This window comes from Dorea sp. Marseille-P4042 (assembly GCF_900290215.1).
Taxonomy (GTDB): Bacteria; Bacillota; Clostridia; order Lachnospirales; family Lachnospiraceae; genus Dorea; species Dorea formicigenerans.
Genome location: NZ_OLMI01000003.1, coordinates 747,082 through 764,308 on the forward strand (window position 1 = coordinate 747,082; position 17,227 = coordinate 764,308).

The window sequence follows — 17,227 nt, forward strand, 5'->3', positions numbered from 1 at the left end:
TTTTACGGCTTTGTCAATGTGTGAGTTCAGACTATCTCACCATCTCACACTGCAATTACCAGATAAGAAATCAGAAGTACTTATTACAGATACTTCTGATTTCACTAATTCATCTACTTTTCCTCGGTTATAACATTGACTCAAATAATAATCATTCTTTTTCTGGTATCCTTCATCCAGTTCTGTAGCATCAATGATAACCTGCGACTTTTTCAACACTCTGGCATCGTTAAATGATTTTCTGCGGATCATGGAATAGGCAATATCTTTCTGCATTTTTTCCAGCTCCAATGGATCCAGCCTCTCCAAAAATTCATTTTCCGTAACACCATGGGGAAGATATTCTTTCCTGGATTCTCCCATGAAAGAATATAGATTCCCCATAACTTTTTCATCATTAAACTGCCGCGTCATTTCCTACATGCTTGAAATTCCGCCTATGCATTTATTGGCATCCTGCTATTATCCAATCCTTTTACTGGATGATCACGTAGCTTAATGGGGGCTCCTCTACTCAATTACATATATCTGTTCATTATAAAAAAGCTTACATTTTTACCTTGACAACTGAACCACTATACTCTTCTTCCTTGGAGCCAACCAGTTTATGGATGCGCATACCTTCTACAATAATATCATGAACCTTAAGTCTCGAATCCAGCGAAGAATATGAATCCTAGAAACTCATCTGCACATGCTTTGTAAATTCTTTTTTCTCTGCATTTGACATTTTATGGATATTTCTACCTTTATATAAGACCTCACCATCTGCGACCTCATATACAACGACACAAGTTCTTCCGCAGGTAGTTTTGCCACATCCGGATTCTCCTACACTTCCAAGGGTTCCACCTTCAAAAACCTGAATGGATACATCAGCCACCGCTTTTCAGGGGGCGTATATATGAGATTATTCTAGATTGATAATTGCCTATACTTAAATTTCTTCAAAAGAAAAAGACAATCAATTTCTCGTTTGAAATCAACTGTCTTTCTCCTATGTTCTATTCAATTTTATGTGTTAAATGAGTGTCTTTTAGTTAACACCCTGTTAGAAGCTGTTTTGCCTTGTAAATACAGCGTTTCCCGCTTAGTAGTGTCTATTGTCTCTTGTTTTTTGTGCCCCCCTTGTTAGATAACGGGGGCTTGATAATCGCTCGCCACAGGCTCGCTCACAGACAAAGTGAACCAGACGTTTGACAGCTTCGCTGTCATGGCTTGATGTCTTCGACCGTCACCACGTCTGGATCACTCTGTCTGTCTGAGAGATTTTGAACTTATCTACTACACAAACTAGGATTTCCCTATTTCAAATCAAAAAGGAAATTTTCATAGTCCTTTACATAGTATCGTATATTTTTACGCCCTTTTTGAATAATGGCGTGTCCCTCTGCTTCTAATTTTTCTTTCTGTGCTTCGATACCATTCGGATATTTAGCATTGAGTTCTCCATTCGCTTTCAATGTTCTCCAATATGGCGATTCATCTTCTGAACGCTGATAACTCGCCCATGCCACGATAGAAACAAAAATCCCTGCTGTAATCGGTTCTGTAAAGTCCGCTCCGCTCAACTCCGCAAAGTATTCTCGTATCTTTCCTACAGTAATCACTTTTCCATAAGGGATTTTTTTCATTACCTCGTCATAGTCAATTGGCGGTGCAAAATACATTTTATTTCCACCATATCTTTCAATGCTTTTCTGGTCTGTAATGATTTGAAATTTTGGCATATCTTTATTATCATGCAACATAGCATTAAAATCTTTTTTATCTTCGTTTGCCATTTCTGCCACCTCCTACTTTAAGGATAGTCTGTTTGTCATTCCTATGCAATGAGACTGTTTGAAAAATATTGACAACTCCTAAATTTGCTTAACTCTTTTTCTATAAACAAACTGAAAGCTGTTTATTTTTTCTTTTTAGGTTTTGGCGTTGGTAGTTCGTCATACATCACATTAAATAACCCCGTCAGAAAACCTTTATTATCAACTTCTTCCACTAATAACATTTCTTTAGCATTTTCGTATGGTATTTCATAGGTAACTGTCGGCATATAAGAAATTGCAGACTTTGTTGGTTTTACAAGTAACCTATCATCATATATACCGCCAACGATTTTTCCACGATAATAGATAATAAATTCTCCCATCATTGCACGATATGTTATTTCTTGTAATTCTGATCATTGTTCTAAAACAAATTCTAAATAATCTTTACTTGAAGCCATTTCTAAACCTCCAACTTTAAATTTTATTATTCCAATGCTTTCTTTAAGTCCATAACAAATTGTTTTTGTTGTTTTTTTTAATAGGTTTTTACAAAAGGTTTCATAAACCACTTTTTAGGTATCACATTTTCTGTAAAGTCTATTTGTGTTTCATTCCCTTTGTCTGTAAAAATACCAATCCAGTGACCTTTCATGTTGCTATTCTCCATATCAAATTCCCAGCGTTTATATGGTTCTGCAACGATAACGGTAAATGTAGTAGCATATCCATTTTTTGTGTATTCAATAAATTGTTTGTCATTTATTATTTCTGTTTTGCTCAAATCACTTCGCCATGAGTTATATTTATCAACAGCTAAAACAATGTTCCAAACTTTTTGAATATCATTACTAATAATTGTATTTATATTTGAAATTGCCACTTTTTCATTCCCCCTTTTCAAACTGAAGTTTTTCCAACTCATCGACCTTTGGTAGGCTTTGAAAAAAATAAAAGATGTATTCCAAAACCAATTTTAATCAGCCCGTCAATAAATGCTAAAACAATGAATGGAATTATTGGAAGAAATATTCCTATTACAGCATTAGCAGAACATAAAATCGCAATTCCTATCCTTGAAATACCATGAACAAAATAGAATGGTATAAAATGAATTCCAACAGCGAGAAAAGTCATTAGCCAAATCATTCTCCAATTCTGCATTGGAAAAAATGAACCTGCTAAAACAAACATGAGTGGAAACAAAATAGCTATGGAAAAAATAGCCATATTATTTTGAAATTTCGACGATTTCCCATAGGATAATTTTGTTACCACTTTTTTGTTTATTACAGATAAATAAAATCCAACAATAAAACCTACAGTAAATATAATAGGGTGTATTTTTTTCTCTCAGCCAAAGATAGCAGAAACTATAATAACTACACCAATAATGATAAACCACAAACCACAACATCTTTTGTCATTATATTCTCGGATTTCACCTTTTTGATAGCCTAAAAACCCCACACACTTTCCTCCTCAAATTCCAATTGAACAAAATCGCTGCGCGATGGCCTGCCAAGGCTATGGCATAGCGATTTTCTTTTTTCTATAACAAAACAGTGGAAAGCAAGTCCTAAAAGTAGTATTGTTAAGTCACCACAACGAAACAATCAAACAGGATCGACCTTCCCACTGCCTATGAAAAGAATACCACCCTTCCGCTTGGTTGGCAAGCGGTTTTATGACCCAAATGCACCTCCATATAAAGCAGTGTTCCGGATAACTACTGATTTTATATGGAGGATTTTATTATGTATGAAAAATATTTAGAACAGCTTGAGGAAGCCGGAAAAATCCGTAACCTTAAAGAACGTTCCATCAACTGCTATAAAAACTATGTCTCTTATTTTCTGAAATATCAGAATAAGAATCCTGAAGAGCTTACCTGTCAGGATGTCAGGACTTTTTTGCTTGCAAAAAAAGAGGAAGGACTGAAAGCCACAACCCTGAATCTCTATAATTCTGCTATCCGTTTTTTCTATCGGAATGTCCTGCATATCCTTTGGGATGATATCACGGTTCCGCGTATGATCCTGGAACATAAACTTCCGACTGTACTGACCGCCTCTGAGATTGACCGTTTGTTATCTGCTGTTGACGATATCAAATATAAGGCTATGTTCGCAATCATGTATTCTTCTGGCATGAGGGTTTCTGGAGTGATCCATCTTCACTATGATGACATCTCACGTTCAAATATGCAGATCCATGTCCGGGATACGAAAAACCGGATGGACCGCTATACCATTCTCTCTAAGCGTTGTCTGGATATCCTTACACAATACTGGTTTGAGAAAGGTCGTCCCCGTGGCATCCTGTTTCCAAATAAATTTACCGGTAATTACCTGACAGTCAGTACTTTGGAACAGGCCATGCGGCGGGCAGTAGCTGATGCTGAACTTCCGAAGACAGCAACCCCGCACTGTCTGCGCCATAGCTTTGCAACCCATCTGATGGAACAGGGCATAGAACGGCAGAACATTCAAGCTCTGCTTGAACACCGTGATCCGAAATCCACGGAAGTATATCTTCATGTCAGCAACAAATCCCTGATGGGCATTCAAAGCCCTTTTGACAGGAAAGAAGGTGCCGGCCATGAATAAACCCACCGTCCAGGATATTTTCCGGCATTTTTATCCGGCATACCTTGAAAGCTGTTCCCCATCCCCGGAACAGGCAAAAGTTGCCCGGAACATCCTGAATTGCAAAACAGGAGCTTATGGTGCGAATGTCAGTGTATGCGAAGACTGTGGTGCTGTCCAGATCCATTATAATTCCTGCCGGAACCGTTGCTGTCCCATGTGTCAGGCTGTTCCGAAGGAAATGTGGATGGATGCTCGTAGAGAGGATGTGCTTGATGCCCCTTATTTCCATCTGGTGTTTACAGTCCCTGATATTCTGAACTCTGTCATTTACAGTAACCAGAAACTGTTATATGACACGCTGTATCATGCGGCTTCCGCTACCATTCAGGAACTGACATCCGACCCAAAGCACCTCGGGGCTTCTGTTGGTTATATCTGCATCCTGCATACATGGGGCTCAGAAATGAATTTTCATCCCCATATCCATACGATACTGCTTGGCGGCGGTCTGACACCGAAAAATGAGTGGAAAGACAATGGTACGGAGTTTTTTCTACCCATATGGGCTATCTCCAGAGTCTTTCGTGGGAAATATATGGATGAGTTGAAAAATCTCTGGAATACAGATCAGCTTGAGTTTCATGGAACAGCAGAAAAATACCGTAATCATTATGCTTTCAAAAAGCTGATAGATTCCTGTTATGATATAGAATGGGTTCCTTACTGTAAGAAAACTTTTAACGGTGCACAATCTGTGATTTATTATCTCGGAAAATATACCCATAGGATCGCTATCAGCAATCACCGCATCATCCATATGGGCAATGAAAATGTTACTTTTTCTGTTAAGGATTACCGGAAGGAAGGACAATGGAAGGAACTGACCCTTTCTGGAGTTGAATTTATACGGCGTTTTCTGATGCATGTGCCACCCAGACGTTTTGTCAGGATCCGGCATTATGGGCTTCTATGTTCCCGCAGCAAACACAAAAAGCTCACTTTATGCCGGAATCTCCTCGGATGTAAAAAATATCTTTCAAGGCTCAGGGATAAGGAGATGCCAGAAATATTGAAACAGCTATACGGGATAAACATCTATGTATGTAAATCCTGCGGTGGACATCTTGGAAAACCACAACTGAGAATACCGCAAAGGTGTTAAAATCCAAATCTTTTATATGTTTTCTAAGCCTCAAAATCCTGAGGTTTAATTGTTATACCTATTTATCTGAAAATCCTTGATTTTTGTAGCGTCTGCACAGGAAATCCTGTATAATCATGGATAAGAACAAAAGATTAAAAGTCCATAGGTAGTAGCTACTCGGACGCTCACTTTGTTCAATTAGGTCAAATCGAAAATGGAGTAAACGAAGGGGCAGTTCACTGAAATGTCAAAACTGCTTTTTCGTTTACTCCATCATCAATTCTAACCTAAAGAATTATTTCATAAAAAGAAGTAAAGCCATTCTACAAGGAGAACATGACTATGAAAAAATCTGCTGACAAACTGGCAATTGCATATGTAATTATATTATCCCTGATTCCGGTACTTGTTCTTCCGAATCTTACTTTCCAGAACCATGTACTTGATGCAATTCCATATGATGCCTCCGGCTTTGCTACTCTGCGGGGATTTTTCCTGTCAAACCTGCCTGCTATTATTTACATTCTGGCACTTTATATTCTTGGGATCCTAAATATCTGGAAATCTTTTTTCTCCTATGAAGAAGACGATTCCACCGCACTTATAAACCGCATGCTTATACATAAATACGGTCTTGTCGCATTTTTCCTGTTCAGTTTTATCACACTGTTCATTATGTACTTTTTCGCTGGTGCTGCACTGACTTTTATGACCGGCGGTCTGATTATACCGCTTATGCTCCCGGTCATGAGTGTTATGATATTTTTCACCGTCATTGCATTCTGGCTCACAATCCTTCCGGGCTCTTTTTACGCCCTGCAGGTAATCCGCATGACTTATAAAGCTGGAAAAATCAGCCTCGGAACTGCTATCCTGCATGGTATCCTGCAGTTCTTCTTCCTGGCAGATGTCTTAAGCGCCATGTACCTTGCAGCCGTAAAATGGAAACGTGCAAAGAAAAGCTCCATCGCAGTCGGAATTATATATATTGTCTGTGCAATTGGAGTCATTGTACTGGCAGCAGCAACCATTAAAGAATTTCAGGGGCTATAAGCTTCTAAGCCTGCCCCCTCATTTTATTTCTGCTAAAGCACCAACTATGCTTCCTTATTCTGTTAATCCTATTCCAAATGTCATGGTTCCTGTATAATTTACACCCGGTTCAATATTCATTCTTGGATCAAGTACTGGTTTTGCCGTATAAGTTACAGTTCCATTCCCTGTAAAGGAAGCTAACTCTGTTCCTGTTGCAGTATCATTACCAGTTGTTTCAATTGTGTTACCATCTGCTGCAATCAACTGATAACGAATAGTACCCGTATAAGTTGGCTTGGACGTCTTTGCCTGTAATACAAGCTGATTTCGATAATAATCAGTACCTGCGATTGTTACCGTTACTTTCTTCCCGTCCAGATCCGCGACATCTTTTGCTTCAATATTAAGGGCAGTTCCCTCCTTTGAAAGTGCCAGCGCTGAAGGTATAGATACCGTATATGTCGGTTCATTTTTCTGAACATAAGAAAATTCTGTTGACGCAGATGTTGTATTCTCTTCTGCATGAACCGGAAGCGCGAATGCAGATACGGTAAGCACCGCTGCAATCATTGCTGTTGAAAGCATTTTCATATTCTTTACAGATTTCATATTTAGTCCTCCCTCGTATAATTGATGGATAATCATTTATTTGATATCAGTTAAACCTACGCCATAGTCCATCCAGCCAGTATAATGAACGCCTTTCTGGATTGCCAGATTGTCCCCTTCTTTTCCTTCACGGTCCGGATAATCCTGCGCACATGGGTATATTTCATAATTTGCTGTACCATCCTCTGTAAAAGCAACCAGTTCCATACCTTTAATCTGCTTCTCCAATGCCCCCAGTTTAAAGTCTCCGCTTGTTCCTTTAATATTCAAAGTCATCATATATGGTTTTGCACCATTCATCTTATCTCCGACAAGATATAACCTTCCATAAGTTCCATTTCCTTTTTGCAGCGTTACTGTAATTTTCTTACCTTCCGGAATATTTTTTACATCGCTGGCCGTAATCGGTACCAATGTGTGTTCTTTTGCATTCAATGTTACCGTTTCTGGTACAGTGACTGTATAAACTGGATCATTTGCTACATAAAGGGAAAAATCAGTGTGTGCACTACCTGTGTTTGCTGCAAATGTCGGCGTTACCATCATCATTCCTGCCATAACACTTGTCATAACTGCTGCTGCGATTCTTTTCTTCATTTTCGTTATCCTCCTGAATAAAAATATTAATAAATATCTATATTTACAGCCACACTTCGAGCACATGCCCTTTGGGGGCCGTTAGTTTACAACATGTAAATCTGCTTTCACACTCGCTCCATTTAAGCGTGTATTTTTTCCATCCATAGAATATGTAGAAATGTTCATATATATTGTATAATCTCCTTCATCCAGCGCCTTATCGACCTGAAATTCACTGATTGCCTTTCCCGGTTCAATATAGTCAGACTCATAAATCGGAGTCTCATCATCTCCAATTGTAATGCTGTATTTAAAATAGCAGTCATTGTCCTTCGGATTTGCCAGGGTAATCTTCCACGTCTTATCTCCTGCCCCGACACTGAGTTCTCCGTATCCCGGCATTTTAATACCTGAATCCTGCTGTCCAGATAAATTATCTAAATCTTTGTCCCAGTCTGATGCATTCTGATCTACCACAACCCCATTGGAATTGTTTACAGATTTCTGCTGTCCCAGCTTATATGCAAATACAACTCCAAGCGCTGCGACAAGAATCACCACCACAGCGAATATCCATATTTTCTTATTTCTTTTTTTCTCTACTTTCATGCACCTAATCTCCATTCTTTTCTGTCTTCTGGCTTTTACGGATTATGACTCCCATGGTTCCCAATACTGCACTCACTGCAAGCATTATCTCGTAATCCAATATTTTACCTCCGGTGGTATCACCTGTCTTTGCCACAGAATTGTCCACCTTCCCGTTGTCAGCCCGGTTGGCAGTCTGATTATTTTCCTGTCTGTTATTCTGGTTGTCATCCGGTACATAAAGCTGAATATTCGTCCGAGTTTCCGCATAGGTGTTCTGATGCATAAAACCAGCCAGTACCACAAAGCTTATAATGAAAATGTATTTTTGTACTCTCCGCCGTATTTTCATCGTAGTTTCCTCCTCGTTTCTTACTCTTCAACGATTCATTTATCAACCCTCTTCTGCCTTGATGCACTTATTGTAGCAACCTCTGTTTTTGGATTGCGACATATTCATGTAATTCTTTCGTAAAACTTTTTTAAGTTCACGTTAATCACAATCCATTATTAAAAAATAAGTTAATTTCCAATAAAAAAAGACAGTGAACCGCCTAAAAACAATCCACTGTCTTCATAATCTTCAAGAGCACTAACTATGATATTACATTTTTTCAACTAATATTTTTTCACTTTATTGCTCAAATACCCTCAGCGTCTATAAGCTTCCTGGCCTGCTCCTCATTCTTCGCCTCCACAAAAACATCGACACCGTAAAGTCCGAACCCTGCTGTACTATACACAGAAACACCATCTCCAGATTCCTGAGAAAATGCAGCAATTCCGTTCTCTTTTAACAACTCTATCATTCTTTCCGCCTCTATAATGTCATGCACATTACAAAGTTTCACACAATCGTCTCCAGACGCTGAATCCTTTTCCTTATGTTTGAAAAAAGCTCCCATCTTACACTCCTCCGTTTCTTATACTTTTGACATTTCCGCATTTTTTATATGATCATTTTACCACGTTTCCGCATTTTTTATATGATCATTTTACCATGTTTCCGCGTTTTTCAGGTAATCCGTTTTGTCTGCCTCTGTTATCTCTCGCAGTACCTTACACGGATTACCCACTGCTATAACATTTTCTGGTATGTCCTTTGGCACAACACTTCCGGCTCCGATAATTGTATTATCACCAATCGTAACTCCTGCCAGTATCTTTACATCTCCGCCAAGCCACACATTTTTCCCAATGCGAACTGGTTTTCCAGAACAGCCGCCTTTGATTCGCTCTTCTGCGTCTATTGCATGATTCACTGGATAAATGCCGATATTCGGACCCAGCAATGTATTTGCTCCAATCACAACTTCAGCACAGTCAAGAATAACACAGCCAAAGTTAATATACACATTGTCTTCGATAACAATATTCTTTCCAAACTCGCACCGGAAATCCGGCTCAATCCAGACGTTCTTTCCCACTTTTCCTAAAAGCTGTGCCAGAATTTCATTTCTTTTCTCAACTTCTTCGTCCTCAGTTTTGTTGTATGCCCGGAACAACTTTTTCGCTACGATTCTTCGCTGAAACAAATCATCAACAAAATCATTGTACATTTGTCCTGCCTGTAATTTTTCCCATTCTGTCATTTGTGATGTCTCTCCTAAATCCAACATATATAAAATACAGTTTCTGTCCGGATAAGTATACGGAACCGGTAATTCCTCTGTTTTAATCTTCCGAAATCCTGCTTTCTCATAGAACCGATGTGATGTATGCGCAACCGACGGTGTGTCTAATATAATATGCTTTACCTCTGCCTCTTTTGCAAATTCAAGCAGCTTCATGTATAAAGCAAGCCCGACTTTCTGTGACCGGTACTCTTTCTTCACGAAGAATTTCTTCATGATTGCACAGTGGTCAGCTTTTATCATCAGTCCAAGAGTTCCGATTACATTTCCCTGATCTAGCGCAATCCAGAATTCGCCTCCATTTTTCTGATAGGAGTCATGGATTGTAAGCAGATCCGGCTGCTCCTCAAGAGACAGATTAATCTTCGACTCATTATTCTGAATATCTAAAATTAACGAAATAATCTCATCATCATATTTTCCACTGTATGTTTCGATCTGCATTACAAATTCCTTCTGGCAATAATTTACCCTCTGTATACAAAAATGGGACGGTAGAACCGTCCCGCTGTTAAATTCACACTTTGAGTGACAAAACACTCTCTTTTAACTGTCTCACTTACGGGCTGAGATACGCCCACTCATAGCTGACTCCATTAAAGATTTTCAGCGTCTATAAGCTTTTTCGCCTGCTCCTCATTCTTCGCCTCCACAAAAACATCAACTCCATAAAGTCCGAATCCCACTGTACCATACACAGAAACACCATCTCCTGATTCCTGAGAAAATGCAGCGATTTCATTCTCTTTTAGCAGCTCTATGATTCTTTCCGCCTCTATGATATCATGCACATTGCAAAACTTCACACAACCGTCCTCAGACGCTTAATTCTTTTCCTTATGTTTGAAAAAAGCTCCCATCCTACACTCCTCCATTTCTTTTCTTTTGACATTTCCGCAGTTTTATATAATCATTTTACCACATTTCCACACTTTTTATATCTTCATTCTTTATTAGTTTACTCACCAGTAATATACTTATATTGAATTTTTTATACTATCATGTTATACTACAATTGCTGCCACCCTCCAAGCGAAAGGAGGTGAAGTCTTATGCACGAAACTCTCATCACATTTTTTGTTTCTGTTATGGCAAGTATTGTTAGCTACTTTATTTGCAAATGGCTGGACGGAAACGACAGGCAGTAACAGCCTGAAAGGTATAAGCCACCTTACATAAACGGAATAAAAACTCCCGGAAGTCTCGACCACTTCCGGGAGTTTTGTTTTGCTCATGCATGAAATTCATCACATTTCTTAGCTGTTATTATCATATGCTTTATTTTCATAAAAGTCAACCTATAAGTATATATTTTCCATTAATTTTTCTCTATCCCCACATCACGCCTGCAGTTTTTCCCATTCTGTCATACTCGCTTTTCCACTGTATGTTTCAATCTGCATTACAAATCCCTCCCGTCTGTTACTTATTATACTATTTACATTTTTCTTCCAGTAATAAAAAATCATTACATCTTTTTGACAAACTTGTAGATTTTCATTTTTAACCTATACAAACAATTAATTCACTCTTGATTCCATTCAGTTCAATCACGTTGTCCGCCTCCGGCGCATCAAACCGTTCCACCTGCTGCCCGGCTTTTTCATAAGAAATGCTTGTTCCAATGCCCTTTGCAACTGCCTGGAAAATCGCCTCTTTTGGAACATGTATTTTTGATGTCGCAGACACTTGATTAATTGCGATCTCGCCGTTCAATGAATCGCACATAATCTCCATGTCAAGATTACAATCAACCTCCACCGAACCGACAACATTTTCCAAAATCAAATTTGTTGTCTTCACACCAAATTCCATATTTTCACATTCTATGGAACGGATTTCTACCGTTTCCGCATGAGCTTCACACTCAATCTTATCTATATACTGCACCGGAATCTGCACGAAAATATCAATTTCACTCTTCGCCATTGCTTCCGTGGCACCATTCTTTCGTTTTACATCTATATCAATTCGTTTCCGGATATCATCAATCTTAACCTTGAAATCATTCTGAAGAGTTGAAAATGTATTGGACCCCAGTCGGACCCGGATTTTCTCGCCCTCATATCCCGCCAGTATAAGCCGCTTCGCCCCTTCCAGCTTCATATCATAATGCTTCGATTCATCAATATCATACTCCGTAATACTCTCATACAAGTACTCCGTCTCCACTACCTTTTTTGAACCTCTTTCATTTGAAAGTAGATCGTCTATGGAAATGTCAAACAGTGCTGAAATCGCCATTATATTTTCAATATCTGGGATCCCCGCACCCGTTTCCCATTTTGTAACCGCCTGTCTCGATACACCAAGCTTCTCCGCCAACTGCTCCTGCGACATACCAGCCTGCTTGCGAAGCATCTTCACATTTTCTGCAAAAGTCATATCCATAATCTCCTTGTCTTTTCTTACCCGTTCGAGAGTCTTATCACAGAACTTAAGGTTGCTTCACAGACATATTTCTTATCCGAAACTATTTGTCTGGACAGCCTGCACTCTCTAAACATCTCCTAACAACTTACAGTATAGAAAACTGCACTTTACATCACAAGCACACAAAGATGTCATCAAAACATTTTCCTGCTACTTTGCGTAGCATCTCCCTTATTTCCCTATTTTATCATACCCACCTCGCGGTCGCCAAGGTCTTGAGCAAGCTCTGACTTTGGCTCGTCAATAGCGCAGCAAAATCTTCCCCTTTCACTCACACTTTCCCCTTCACACAAACTTTAAACTTCCACTTACATAAAAATACAGCTACCGTTGGCAATCCGCTCTGCCAGACTCACCCTCCCTCGCCTCTCGATACGATATAACTTCCACATATAGAAAAAGTACAGTTCACTGCTTCTCAGATGATTGATGCAATTTCCAGTATTTTGCGAGCATCATTAAATCTGGAGGTGCACTGTCTGAGCCGTTCCTCAGGCGAGTTTGCACATACAGATTTTAATAGATAGCGCAGCAAAATCTGCGAAATTCATCACATCTGAAAGCAGTAAACTGTACTTATTGTATTGTGTGAAATTATATCCTCGTATTCTTCTCCCTTGACACCTTCAACCGGTTCATGGCTCTTGCCAGGGATGCTTTCGTGTGATAGTATTCCTGGATACTCTGCTTCTGACGAAGTTTTTCTTCCATGACTTCACGCCGTTCTTCTGCTCTTCTGGCGTCAATTTCTTCCGGTTTTTCAGCGGTCTGTACCAGCATGGTAACACGGTTGTTAACAACCTCAAGGAATCCGGTTCCAACGGCAAGTGTCTCCCACGTTCCGTCTTCCAGCTGCATCTTCGCTTCACCGACTTCGATTGCTATGACCATATTCTCATGATCTGCAAGAATTCCCATCTGACCGCCGTCGGCTGCAGGTACGATCACCTTCTGGCATCGTCCGTTATACGCCACGCGGTCACTGGCTATGACTTTCAACCAAAATGTTTTCATAGTTTACGCACCTCTTACTCTCCGTCTTTCAGTGTCTTTGCTTTCTCGATAACTTCGTCAATCGTTCCGACGTTGAAGAAGGCGGTCTCCGGATATTCATCCATTTCTCCGTCGATGATCATTTTGAATCCACGGATTGTCTCTTTCAGTGGTACATATTTTCCAGGAATTCCTGTAAACGTCTCAGCTACGAAGAATGGCTGTGACAGGAATTTCTGAATCTTTCTTGCTCTCATAACCGTTGCTTTATCTTCATCGGACAGCTCTTCCATACCAAGAATGGCGATGATGTCCTGAAGTTCTTTATATTTCTGAAGAATCTCTGTTACCTGGTTGGCTACTTTATAATGCTCTTCACCTACGATGTCTGCCTCCAGGATACGTGAGTTAGACTCCAGCGGATCTACAGCCGGGTAAATTCCCTGCTCAACGACCTTACGTGAAAGTACGGTTGTTGCATCCAAATGTGCAAATGTTGTTGCCGGTGCAGGGTCTGTCAGGTCGTCGGCCGGTACATAGACTGCCTGAACGGATGTGACAGAACCATTCTTTGTAGAAGCAATACGCTCCTGTAATTCACCCATTTCTGTTGCCAGTGTCGGCTGATAACCTACGGCTGATGGCATACGTCCAAGCAGGGCGGAAACTTCAGATCCAGCCTGTGTGAATCGGAAAATGTTATCAATAAAGAGCAGCACGTTCTGATGTTCTTTGTCACGGAAATACTCAGCCATTGTAAGTCCTGTCTCAGCGACACGCATACGAGCTCCAGGCGGCTCGTTCATCTGACCAAATACCAAAGCTGTCTTCTCAAGTACGCCAGACGCTTTCATCTCTGTCCAGAGGTCATTTCCTTCACGGGAACGCTCTCCGACACCTGTAAAGATAGAATATCCACCATGCTCTGTTGCTACATTTCGGATCAGCTCCTGGATCAGTACAGTCTTACCAACTCCGGCTCCTCCGAACAGACCAATCTTACCACCTTTTGCATATGGTGCAAGAAGGTCGATGACCTTGATACCTGTCTCAAGGATCTCGACAGCAGGACTCTGCTCTTCAAATGTAGGCGCCTGTCTGTGGATTTCCCAGCGCTCTGCATCTTTCTCTATTTCTTTTCCATCATCGATGGTCTGACCAAGCACATTGAACAGACGTCCAAGTGTCTGATCTCCAACTGGAACTTTGATACCGCTTCCAGTTGCACGGACTTCCATATCTTTGTGAAGTCCTTCACTTGCAGCCAGCATCAGACAACGTACTTCGCTGTTTCCCAGATGCTGTGCAACTTCCATAATACAAGTCTTGTCTCCGTTATCTACCTCAAGGGCATCTTTGATATTCGGAAGCTCTCCGTCTTCAAATAAAACATCGACAACAGGACCCATGACCTGTACAATTCGTCCTTTATTCATATCTGTTCTCACTTCCTTTTCCGTTTCTGTGCCTTCGCACCTGCGCATACCTCTGTGATTTCCTGCGTAATGGCTGCCTGTCTTGCCCGGTTATAAGCAATAGACAAATCTTTGATAATTGCTTCAGCACTGTCTGTCGCTGATTTCATAGCCGTCATTCTGGCATTATGCTCACTTGCATACGCCTCGACCAAACAACCGTAGATCATTCCGGTTACATAATTCGGTACGATATTGTCCATGACGCTCTCGACAGACGGATATAGCTGAATCGCCTCACGCCTTAAGTTTGCCGGAATGCTGTCCTCTCCGAATGCACTTCTCTCAAGCGGAAGCAGCTTTACAGTCTCCACCTCAGATACCATAGAATTCTCCATTCGCGTATAGACAACATACACTTCGTCCAGCTCGCCATTATTAAACTGTTCCATCAATGTCTCAGAAATAATTCTGGCTCTGCTCAGGTTCGGTTTCTGCACAGTATATTGGAAATTTTGTTCAATCTCATGTCCCTGACTTACAAAATAATGTCTTCCAAGCTCACCTACGACAAACAATTTGTGATGTCCCGGCATTTTCATAATTTCCTCTTCTGCTTTTTCTACATTGTGATTGTAAGCTCCTGCCAGTCCTTTATCACCGGTAATAACTACAGATCCGATTTTCCGTTCTTCTTTCGGAATTTCTTCCCTACTGTCAAAATACTGGTTGCTCACTTCCGGCATATGACGCAGGATTCTGGCAATCTCAGCCTGCAATTTATAAAAATACGGCTCTGCATCTGCCAGTTTCTTTCTGGCCTGACGCATTTTTGTAGAAGAGATCAGGTACATGGCGTTGGTGATTTTCATCGTATCTTTTACACTGTTAATTCGTGTCTGTATTTCTCTGATATTTGCCATACATTAACACCTGCTCTTTTTGAATTCCTCTGCAATCTCCACGATCTTCTGGGACAACTCTTTAGACAGATCCTTTGTCTCCTCGATTTCTCTTGCGATTTCCGGATGTGCACTTGCAAAGTAACTTAACATATCCATCTGGAATCCTTTTACTTTTGCAGTTGGAATTCCAAGCATGACTTTATGTCTTGCAGCACAAAGTGTAATAACTTTATCTGCCAGTGACATTGGTTTTCCAAGCGGCTGCTTCAGAAGCTCCATCAGTCCGCCGCCATATTCCAGCTGTTCCTTCGTTGCATCATCAAGGTCTGAACTGAACTGTGTGAAAACTTCCATCTCACGATACTGGGCCAGATCGATACGAAGACTTCCTGCTGCCTTCTTCATAGCCTTTGTCTGTGCATCTCCACCTACACGAGATACAGACAATCCTACGTTGACCGCCGGGCGCATTCCTGAAAAGAACAAACTGCTTTCCAGGAAAATCTGTCCATCTGTAATGGAAATAACGTTTGTAGGAATGTATGCAGATACATCTCCGGCCTGTGTCTCGATGATTGGGAGAGCCGTGATAGATCCACCGCCTTTTTCCTCACTCAGACGGCTGGAACGCTCCAGAAGTCTTGAATGCAGATAGAATACATCTCCAGGATAAGCCTCACGTCCAGGAGATCTTCCAAGTAACAGTGACAATGCACGGTACGCAACTGCGTGTTTGGAAAGATCATCATAAACGATCAGTACATCTTTTCCTTTGTACATAAAATACTCTGCCAGTGCAGTTCCCGCATAAGGAGCAATGTACTGAAGCGGCGCACAGTCGCTTGCTGTTGATGCTAATACGATGGTGTGATCCATAGCTCCTGATGTCTTAAATGTATTTACAACTTTTGAAATCGTTGATGCCTTCTGACCGATGGCAACATAGATACAGATCACTCCGTTTCCATTCTGGTTCAAGATCGTATCTGTTGCGATAGATGTCTTACCAGTCTGTCTGTCACCGATGATCAGCTCTCTCTGTCCACGTCCGATCGGGAACATGGAATCGATAGAAAGGATTCCTGTCTCCATAGGAACGCTGACGGATTTTCTGTCAATGATTCCAGGTGCTTCATTTTCAATCGGGCGATAATCATCTGCCTCAATCTCTCCGGCACCGTCGATTGGTGCACCAAGGGCATTGATAACTCTTCCGATAAATTTATCTCCTACCGGGATTCCGGCTTTTTTCTTTGTACGTGCAACCTTTGTTCCTTCTTTGATTCCTGTATCTGATCCAAATAAGATACATCCGATCTCGTCTTTCTGGATATCCTGTACCATACCCTTCAGACCATTTTCGAAGGTAACGATCTCGCCGTACATTGCATGTTCGATTCCGTAAATGGTAGCGATTCCGTCTCCGACTGTTACAACAGTTCCGACTTCGCTGTCTTTACTGATCTCATCAAAATTCTCTATTTCACTTTTCAGAATTGAAATAATTTCATCTGAATTGATTGAACTCACTTACG

General features: G+C 40.6%; 20 protein-coding genes and 1 pseudogene. 3 read left to right on the forward strand and 18 right to left on the reverse strand.

Annotation, left to right across the window (positions count from 1 at the left end):
* Positions 1-36: 36 nt before the first annotated feature.
* From C7E02_RS17110 to C7E02_RS20345, 6 genes and pseudogenes are all read right to left on the reverse strand, one after another.
* Positions 37-414, reverse strand: a complete 378-nt coding sequence (locus tag C7E02_RS17110) for a hypothetical protein (protein ID WP_144124865.1) — start codon at positions 412-414, stop codon at positions 37-39.
* A 262-nt stretch (positions 415-676) separates the two neighbouring features.
* On the reverse strand, positions 677-883 hold the full coding sequence (locus C7E02_RS17115; protein WP_306418642.1) for an ATP-binding cassette domain-containing protein: 207 nt from the start codon (positions 881-883) through the stop codon (positions 677-679).
* 421 nt (positions 884-1,304) lie between these two features.
* Positions 1,305-1,784 carry an MGMT family protein gene (locus tag C7E02_RS17120; RefSeq protein WP_105310241.1) on the reverse strand — a complete coding sequence of 160 codons (480 nt, stop codon included), beginning with the start codon at positions 1,782-1,784 and terminating at the stop codon, positions 1,305-1,307.
* A 122-nt stretch (positions 1,785-1,906) separates the two neighbouring features.
* Positions 1,907-2,167 carry a competence protein TfoX gene (locus tag C7E02_RS17125; protein WP_242979004.1) on the reverse strand — a complete coding sequence of 87 codons (261 nt, stop codon included), beginning with the start codon at positions 2,165-2,167 and terminating at the stop codon, positions 1,907-1,909.
* Between the two features lie 137 nt (positions 2,168-2,304).
* Positions 2,305-2,649 (reverse strand): polyketide cyclase, encoded by a 345-nt coding sequence (locus C7E02_RS17130; protein WP_105310242.1) that lies wholly within the window; start codon positions 2,647-2,649, stop codon positions 2,305-2,307.
* A 38-nt stretch (positions 2,650-2,687) separates the two neighbouring features.
* Positions 2,688-3,236: pseudogene (locus C7E02_RS20345) on the reverse strand (DUF6609 family protein).
* Between the two features lie 287 nt (positions 3,237-3,523).
* On the opposite strand from C7E02_RS20345, the gene C7E02_RS17140 reads away from it, so the two are divergent.
* The 3 genes from C7E02_RS17140 to C7E02_RS17150 all read left to right on the forward strand — a co-directional run bounded on the left by C7E02_RS17140 (position 3,524) and on the right by C7E02_RS17150 (position 6,554).
* Positions 3,524-4,375, forward strand: a complete 852-nt coding sequence (locus C7E02_RS17140) for a tyrosine-type recombinase/integrase (RefSeq protein WP_105310244.1) — start codon at positions 3,524-3,526, stop codon at positions 4,373-4,375.
* Positions 4,368-5,519, forward strand: a complete 1,152-nt coding sequence (locus C7E02_RS17145; protein WP_105310245.1) for an IS91 family transposase — start codon at positions 4,368-4,370, stop codon at positions 5,517-5,519. The genes C7E02_RS17140 and C7E02_RS17145 overlap by 8 nt, the downstream gene beginning before the upstream one ends.
* 324 nt (positions 5,520-5,843) lie before the next feature.
* Entirely contained in the window at positions 5,844-6,554 is a 711-nt protein-coding gene (locus C7E02_RS17150; RefSeq protein ID WP_022279490.1) for a hypothetical protein, read from the forward strand.
* Between the two features lie 54 nt (positions 6,555-6,608).
* On the opposite strand, the gene C7E02_RS17155 is transcribed toward C7E02_RS17150, so the two are convergent.
* The 12 genes from C7E02_RS17155 to atpA form a co-directional block, all read right to left on the reverse strand.
* On the reverse strand, positions 6,609-7,145 hold the full coding sequence (locus C7E02_RS17155) for a hypothetical protein (RefSeq protein WP_105310247.1): 537 nt from the start codon (positions 7,143-7,145) through the stop codon (positions 6,609-6,611).
* Between the two features lie 36 nt (positions 7,146-7,181).
* The gene (locus tag C7E02_RS17160) at positions 7,182-7,742 is read right to left on the reverse strand and encodes a hypothetical protein (RefSeq protein ID WP_022279492.1); all 561 of its coding nucleotides are present in this window, start codon (positions 7,740-7,742) and stop codon (positions 7,182-7,184) included.
* A gap of 81 nt (positions 7,743-7,823) precedes the next feature.
* Positions 7,824-8,333 carry a hypothetical protein gene (locus C7E02_RS17165; protein ID WP_022279493.1) on the reverse strand — a complete coding sequence of 170 codons (510 nt, stop codon included), beginning with the start codon at positions 8,331-8,333 and terminating at the stop codon, positions 7,824-7,826.
* A gap of 4 nt (positions 8,334-8,337) precedes the next feature.
* Positions 8,338-8,664 carry a hypothetical protein gene (locus C7E02_RS17170; RefSeq protein WP_105310248.1) on the reverse strand — a complete coding sequence of 109 codons (327 nt, stop codon included), beginning with the start codon at positions 8,662-8,664 and terminating at the stop codon, positions 8,338-8,340.
* A 289-nt stretch (positions 8,665-8,953) separates the two neighbouring features.
* Complete coding sequence (locus C7E02_RS17175; protein ID WP_022279495.1) at positions 8,954-9,217, reverse strand: putative signal transducing protein; 264 nt, start codon at positions 9,215-9,217, stop codon at positions 8,954-8,956.
* Between the two features lie 90 nt (positions 9,218-9,307).
* Positions 9,308-10,390 carry a GNAT family N-acetyltransferase gene (locus tag C7E02_RS20350; RefSeq protein WP_081646464.1) on the reverse strand — a complete coding sequence of 361 codons (1,083 nt, stop codon included), beginning with the start codon at positions 10,388-10,390 and terminating at the stop codon, positions 9,308-9,310.
* 152 nt (positions 10,391-10,542) lie between these two features.
* Positions 10,543-10,752, reverse strand: a complete 210-nt coding sequence (locus C7E02_RS17185; protein ID WP_105310249.1) for a putative signal transducing protein — start codon at positions 10,750-10,752, stop codon at positions 10,543-10,545.
* A gap of 697 nt (positions 10,753-11,449) precedes the next feature.
* On the reverse strand, positions 11,450-12,331 hold the full coding sequence (locus C7E02_RS17195; RefSeq protein WP_022279498.1) for a helix-turn-helix transcriptional regulator: 882 nt from the start codon (positions 12,329-12,331) through the stop codon (positions 11,450-11,452).
* A gap of 642 nt (positions 12,332-12,973) precedes the next feature.
* Positions 12,974-13,393, reverse strand: coding sequence for an ATP synthase F1 subunit epsilon (gene atpC, locus C7E02_RS17200; RefSeq protein ID WP_005337449.1), 420 nt, complete (start codon positions 13,391-13,393; stop codon positions 12,974-12,976).
* A 14-nt stretch (positions 13,394-13,407) separates the two neighbouring features.
* Positions 13,408-14,808 carry a F0F1 ATP synthase subunit beta gene (gene atpD, locus C7E02_RS17205; RefSeq protein WP_105310361.1) on the reverse strand — a complete coding sequence of 467 codons (1,401 nt, stop codon included), beginning with the start codon at positions 14,806-14,808 and terminating at the stop codon, positions 13,408-13,410.
* A gap of 8 nt (positions 14,809-14,816) precedes the next feature.
* Complete coding sequence (atpG, locus tag C7E02_RS17210; protein ID WP_005337451.1) at positions 14,817-15,710, reverse strand: ATP synthase F1 subunit gamma; 894 nt, start codon at positions 15,708-15,710, stop codon at positions 14,817-14,819.
* Between the two features lie 3 nt (positions 15,711-15,713).
* The gene (gene atpA, locus C7E02_RS17215) at positions 15,714-17,222 is read right to left on the reverse strand and encodes a F0F1 ATP synthase subunit alpha (protein WP_105310250.1); all 1,509 of its coding nucleotides are present in this window, start codon (positions 17,220-17,222) and stop codon (positions 15,714-15,716) included.
* Positions 17,223-17,227 lie beyond the last annotated feature (5 nt).

Excerpts from the sequence above, each read along its gene's own strand:
- C7E02_RS17110 (WP_144124865.1), bottom strand. The coding sequence starts at position 414 with ATGACGCGGCAGTTTAATGATGAAAAAGTTATGGGGAATCTATATTCT.
- C7E02_RS17120 (WP_105310241.1), bottom strand. The coding sequence starts at position 1,784 with ATGGCAAACGAAGATAAAAAAGATTTTAATGCTATGTTGCATGATAAT.
- C7E02_RS17140 (WP_105310244.1), top strand. The coding sequence starts at position 3,524 with ATGTATGAAAAATATTTAGAACAGCTTGAGGAAGCCGGAAAAATCCGT.
- C7E02_RS17145 (WP_105310245.1), top strand. The coding sequence starts at position 4,368 with ATGAATAAACCCACCGTCCAGGATATTTTCCGGCATTTTTATCCGGCA.
- C7E02_RS17150 (WP_022279490.1), top strand. The coding sequence starts at position 5,844 with ATGAAAAAATCTGCTGACAAACTGGCAATTGCATATGTAATTATATTA.
- C7E02_RS17155 (WP_105310247.1), bottom strand. The coding sequence starts at position 7,145 with ATGAAATCTGTAAAGAATATGAAAATGCTTTCAACAGCAATGATTGCA.
- C7E02_RS17160 (WP_022279492.1), bottom strand. The coding sequence starts at position 7,742 with ATGAAGAAAAGAATCGCAGCAGCAGTTATGACAAGTGTTATGGCAGGA.
- C7E02_RS17165 (WP_022279493.1), bottom strand. The coding sequence starts at position 8,333 with ATGAAAGTAGAGAAAAAAAGAAATAAGAAAATATGGATATTCGCTGTG.
- C7E02_RS17170 (WP_105310248.1), bottom strand. The coding sequence starts at position 8,664 with ATGAAAATACGGCGGAGAGTACAAAAATACATTTTCATTATAAGCTTT.
- C7E02_RS17175 (WP_022279495.1), bottom strand. The coding sequence starts at position 9,217 with ATGGGAGCTTTTTTCAAACATAAGGAAAAGGATTCAGCGTCTGGAGAC.
- C7E02_RS20350 (WP_081646464.1), bottom strand. The coding sequence starts at position 10,390 with ATGCAGATCGAAACATACAGTGGAAAATATGATGATGAGATTATTTCG.
- C7E02_RS17195 (WP_022279498.1), bottom strand. The coding sequence starts at position 12,331 with ATGACTTTTGCAGAAAATGTGAAGATGCTTCGCAAGCAGGCTGGTATG.
- atpC (WP_005337449.1), bottom strand. The coding sequence starts at position 13,393 with ATGAAAACATTTTGGTTGAAAGTCATAGCCAGTGACCGCGTGGCGTAT.
- atpD (WP_105310361.1), bottom strand. The coding sequence starts at position 14,808 with ATGAATAAAGGACGAATTGTACAGGTCATGGGTCCTGTTGTCGATGTT.
- atpG (WP_005337451.1), bottom strand. The coding sequence starts at position 15,710 with ATGGCAAATATCAGAGAAATACAGACACGAATTAACAGTGTAAAAGAT.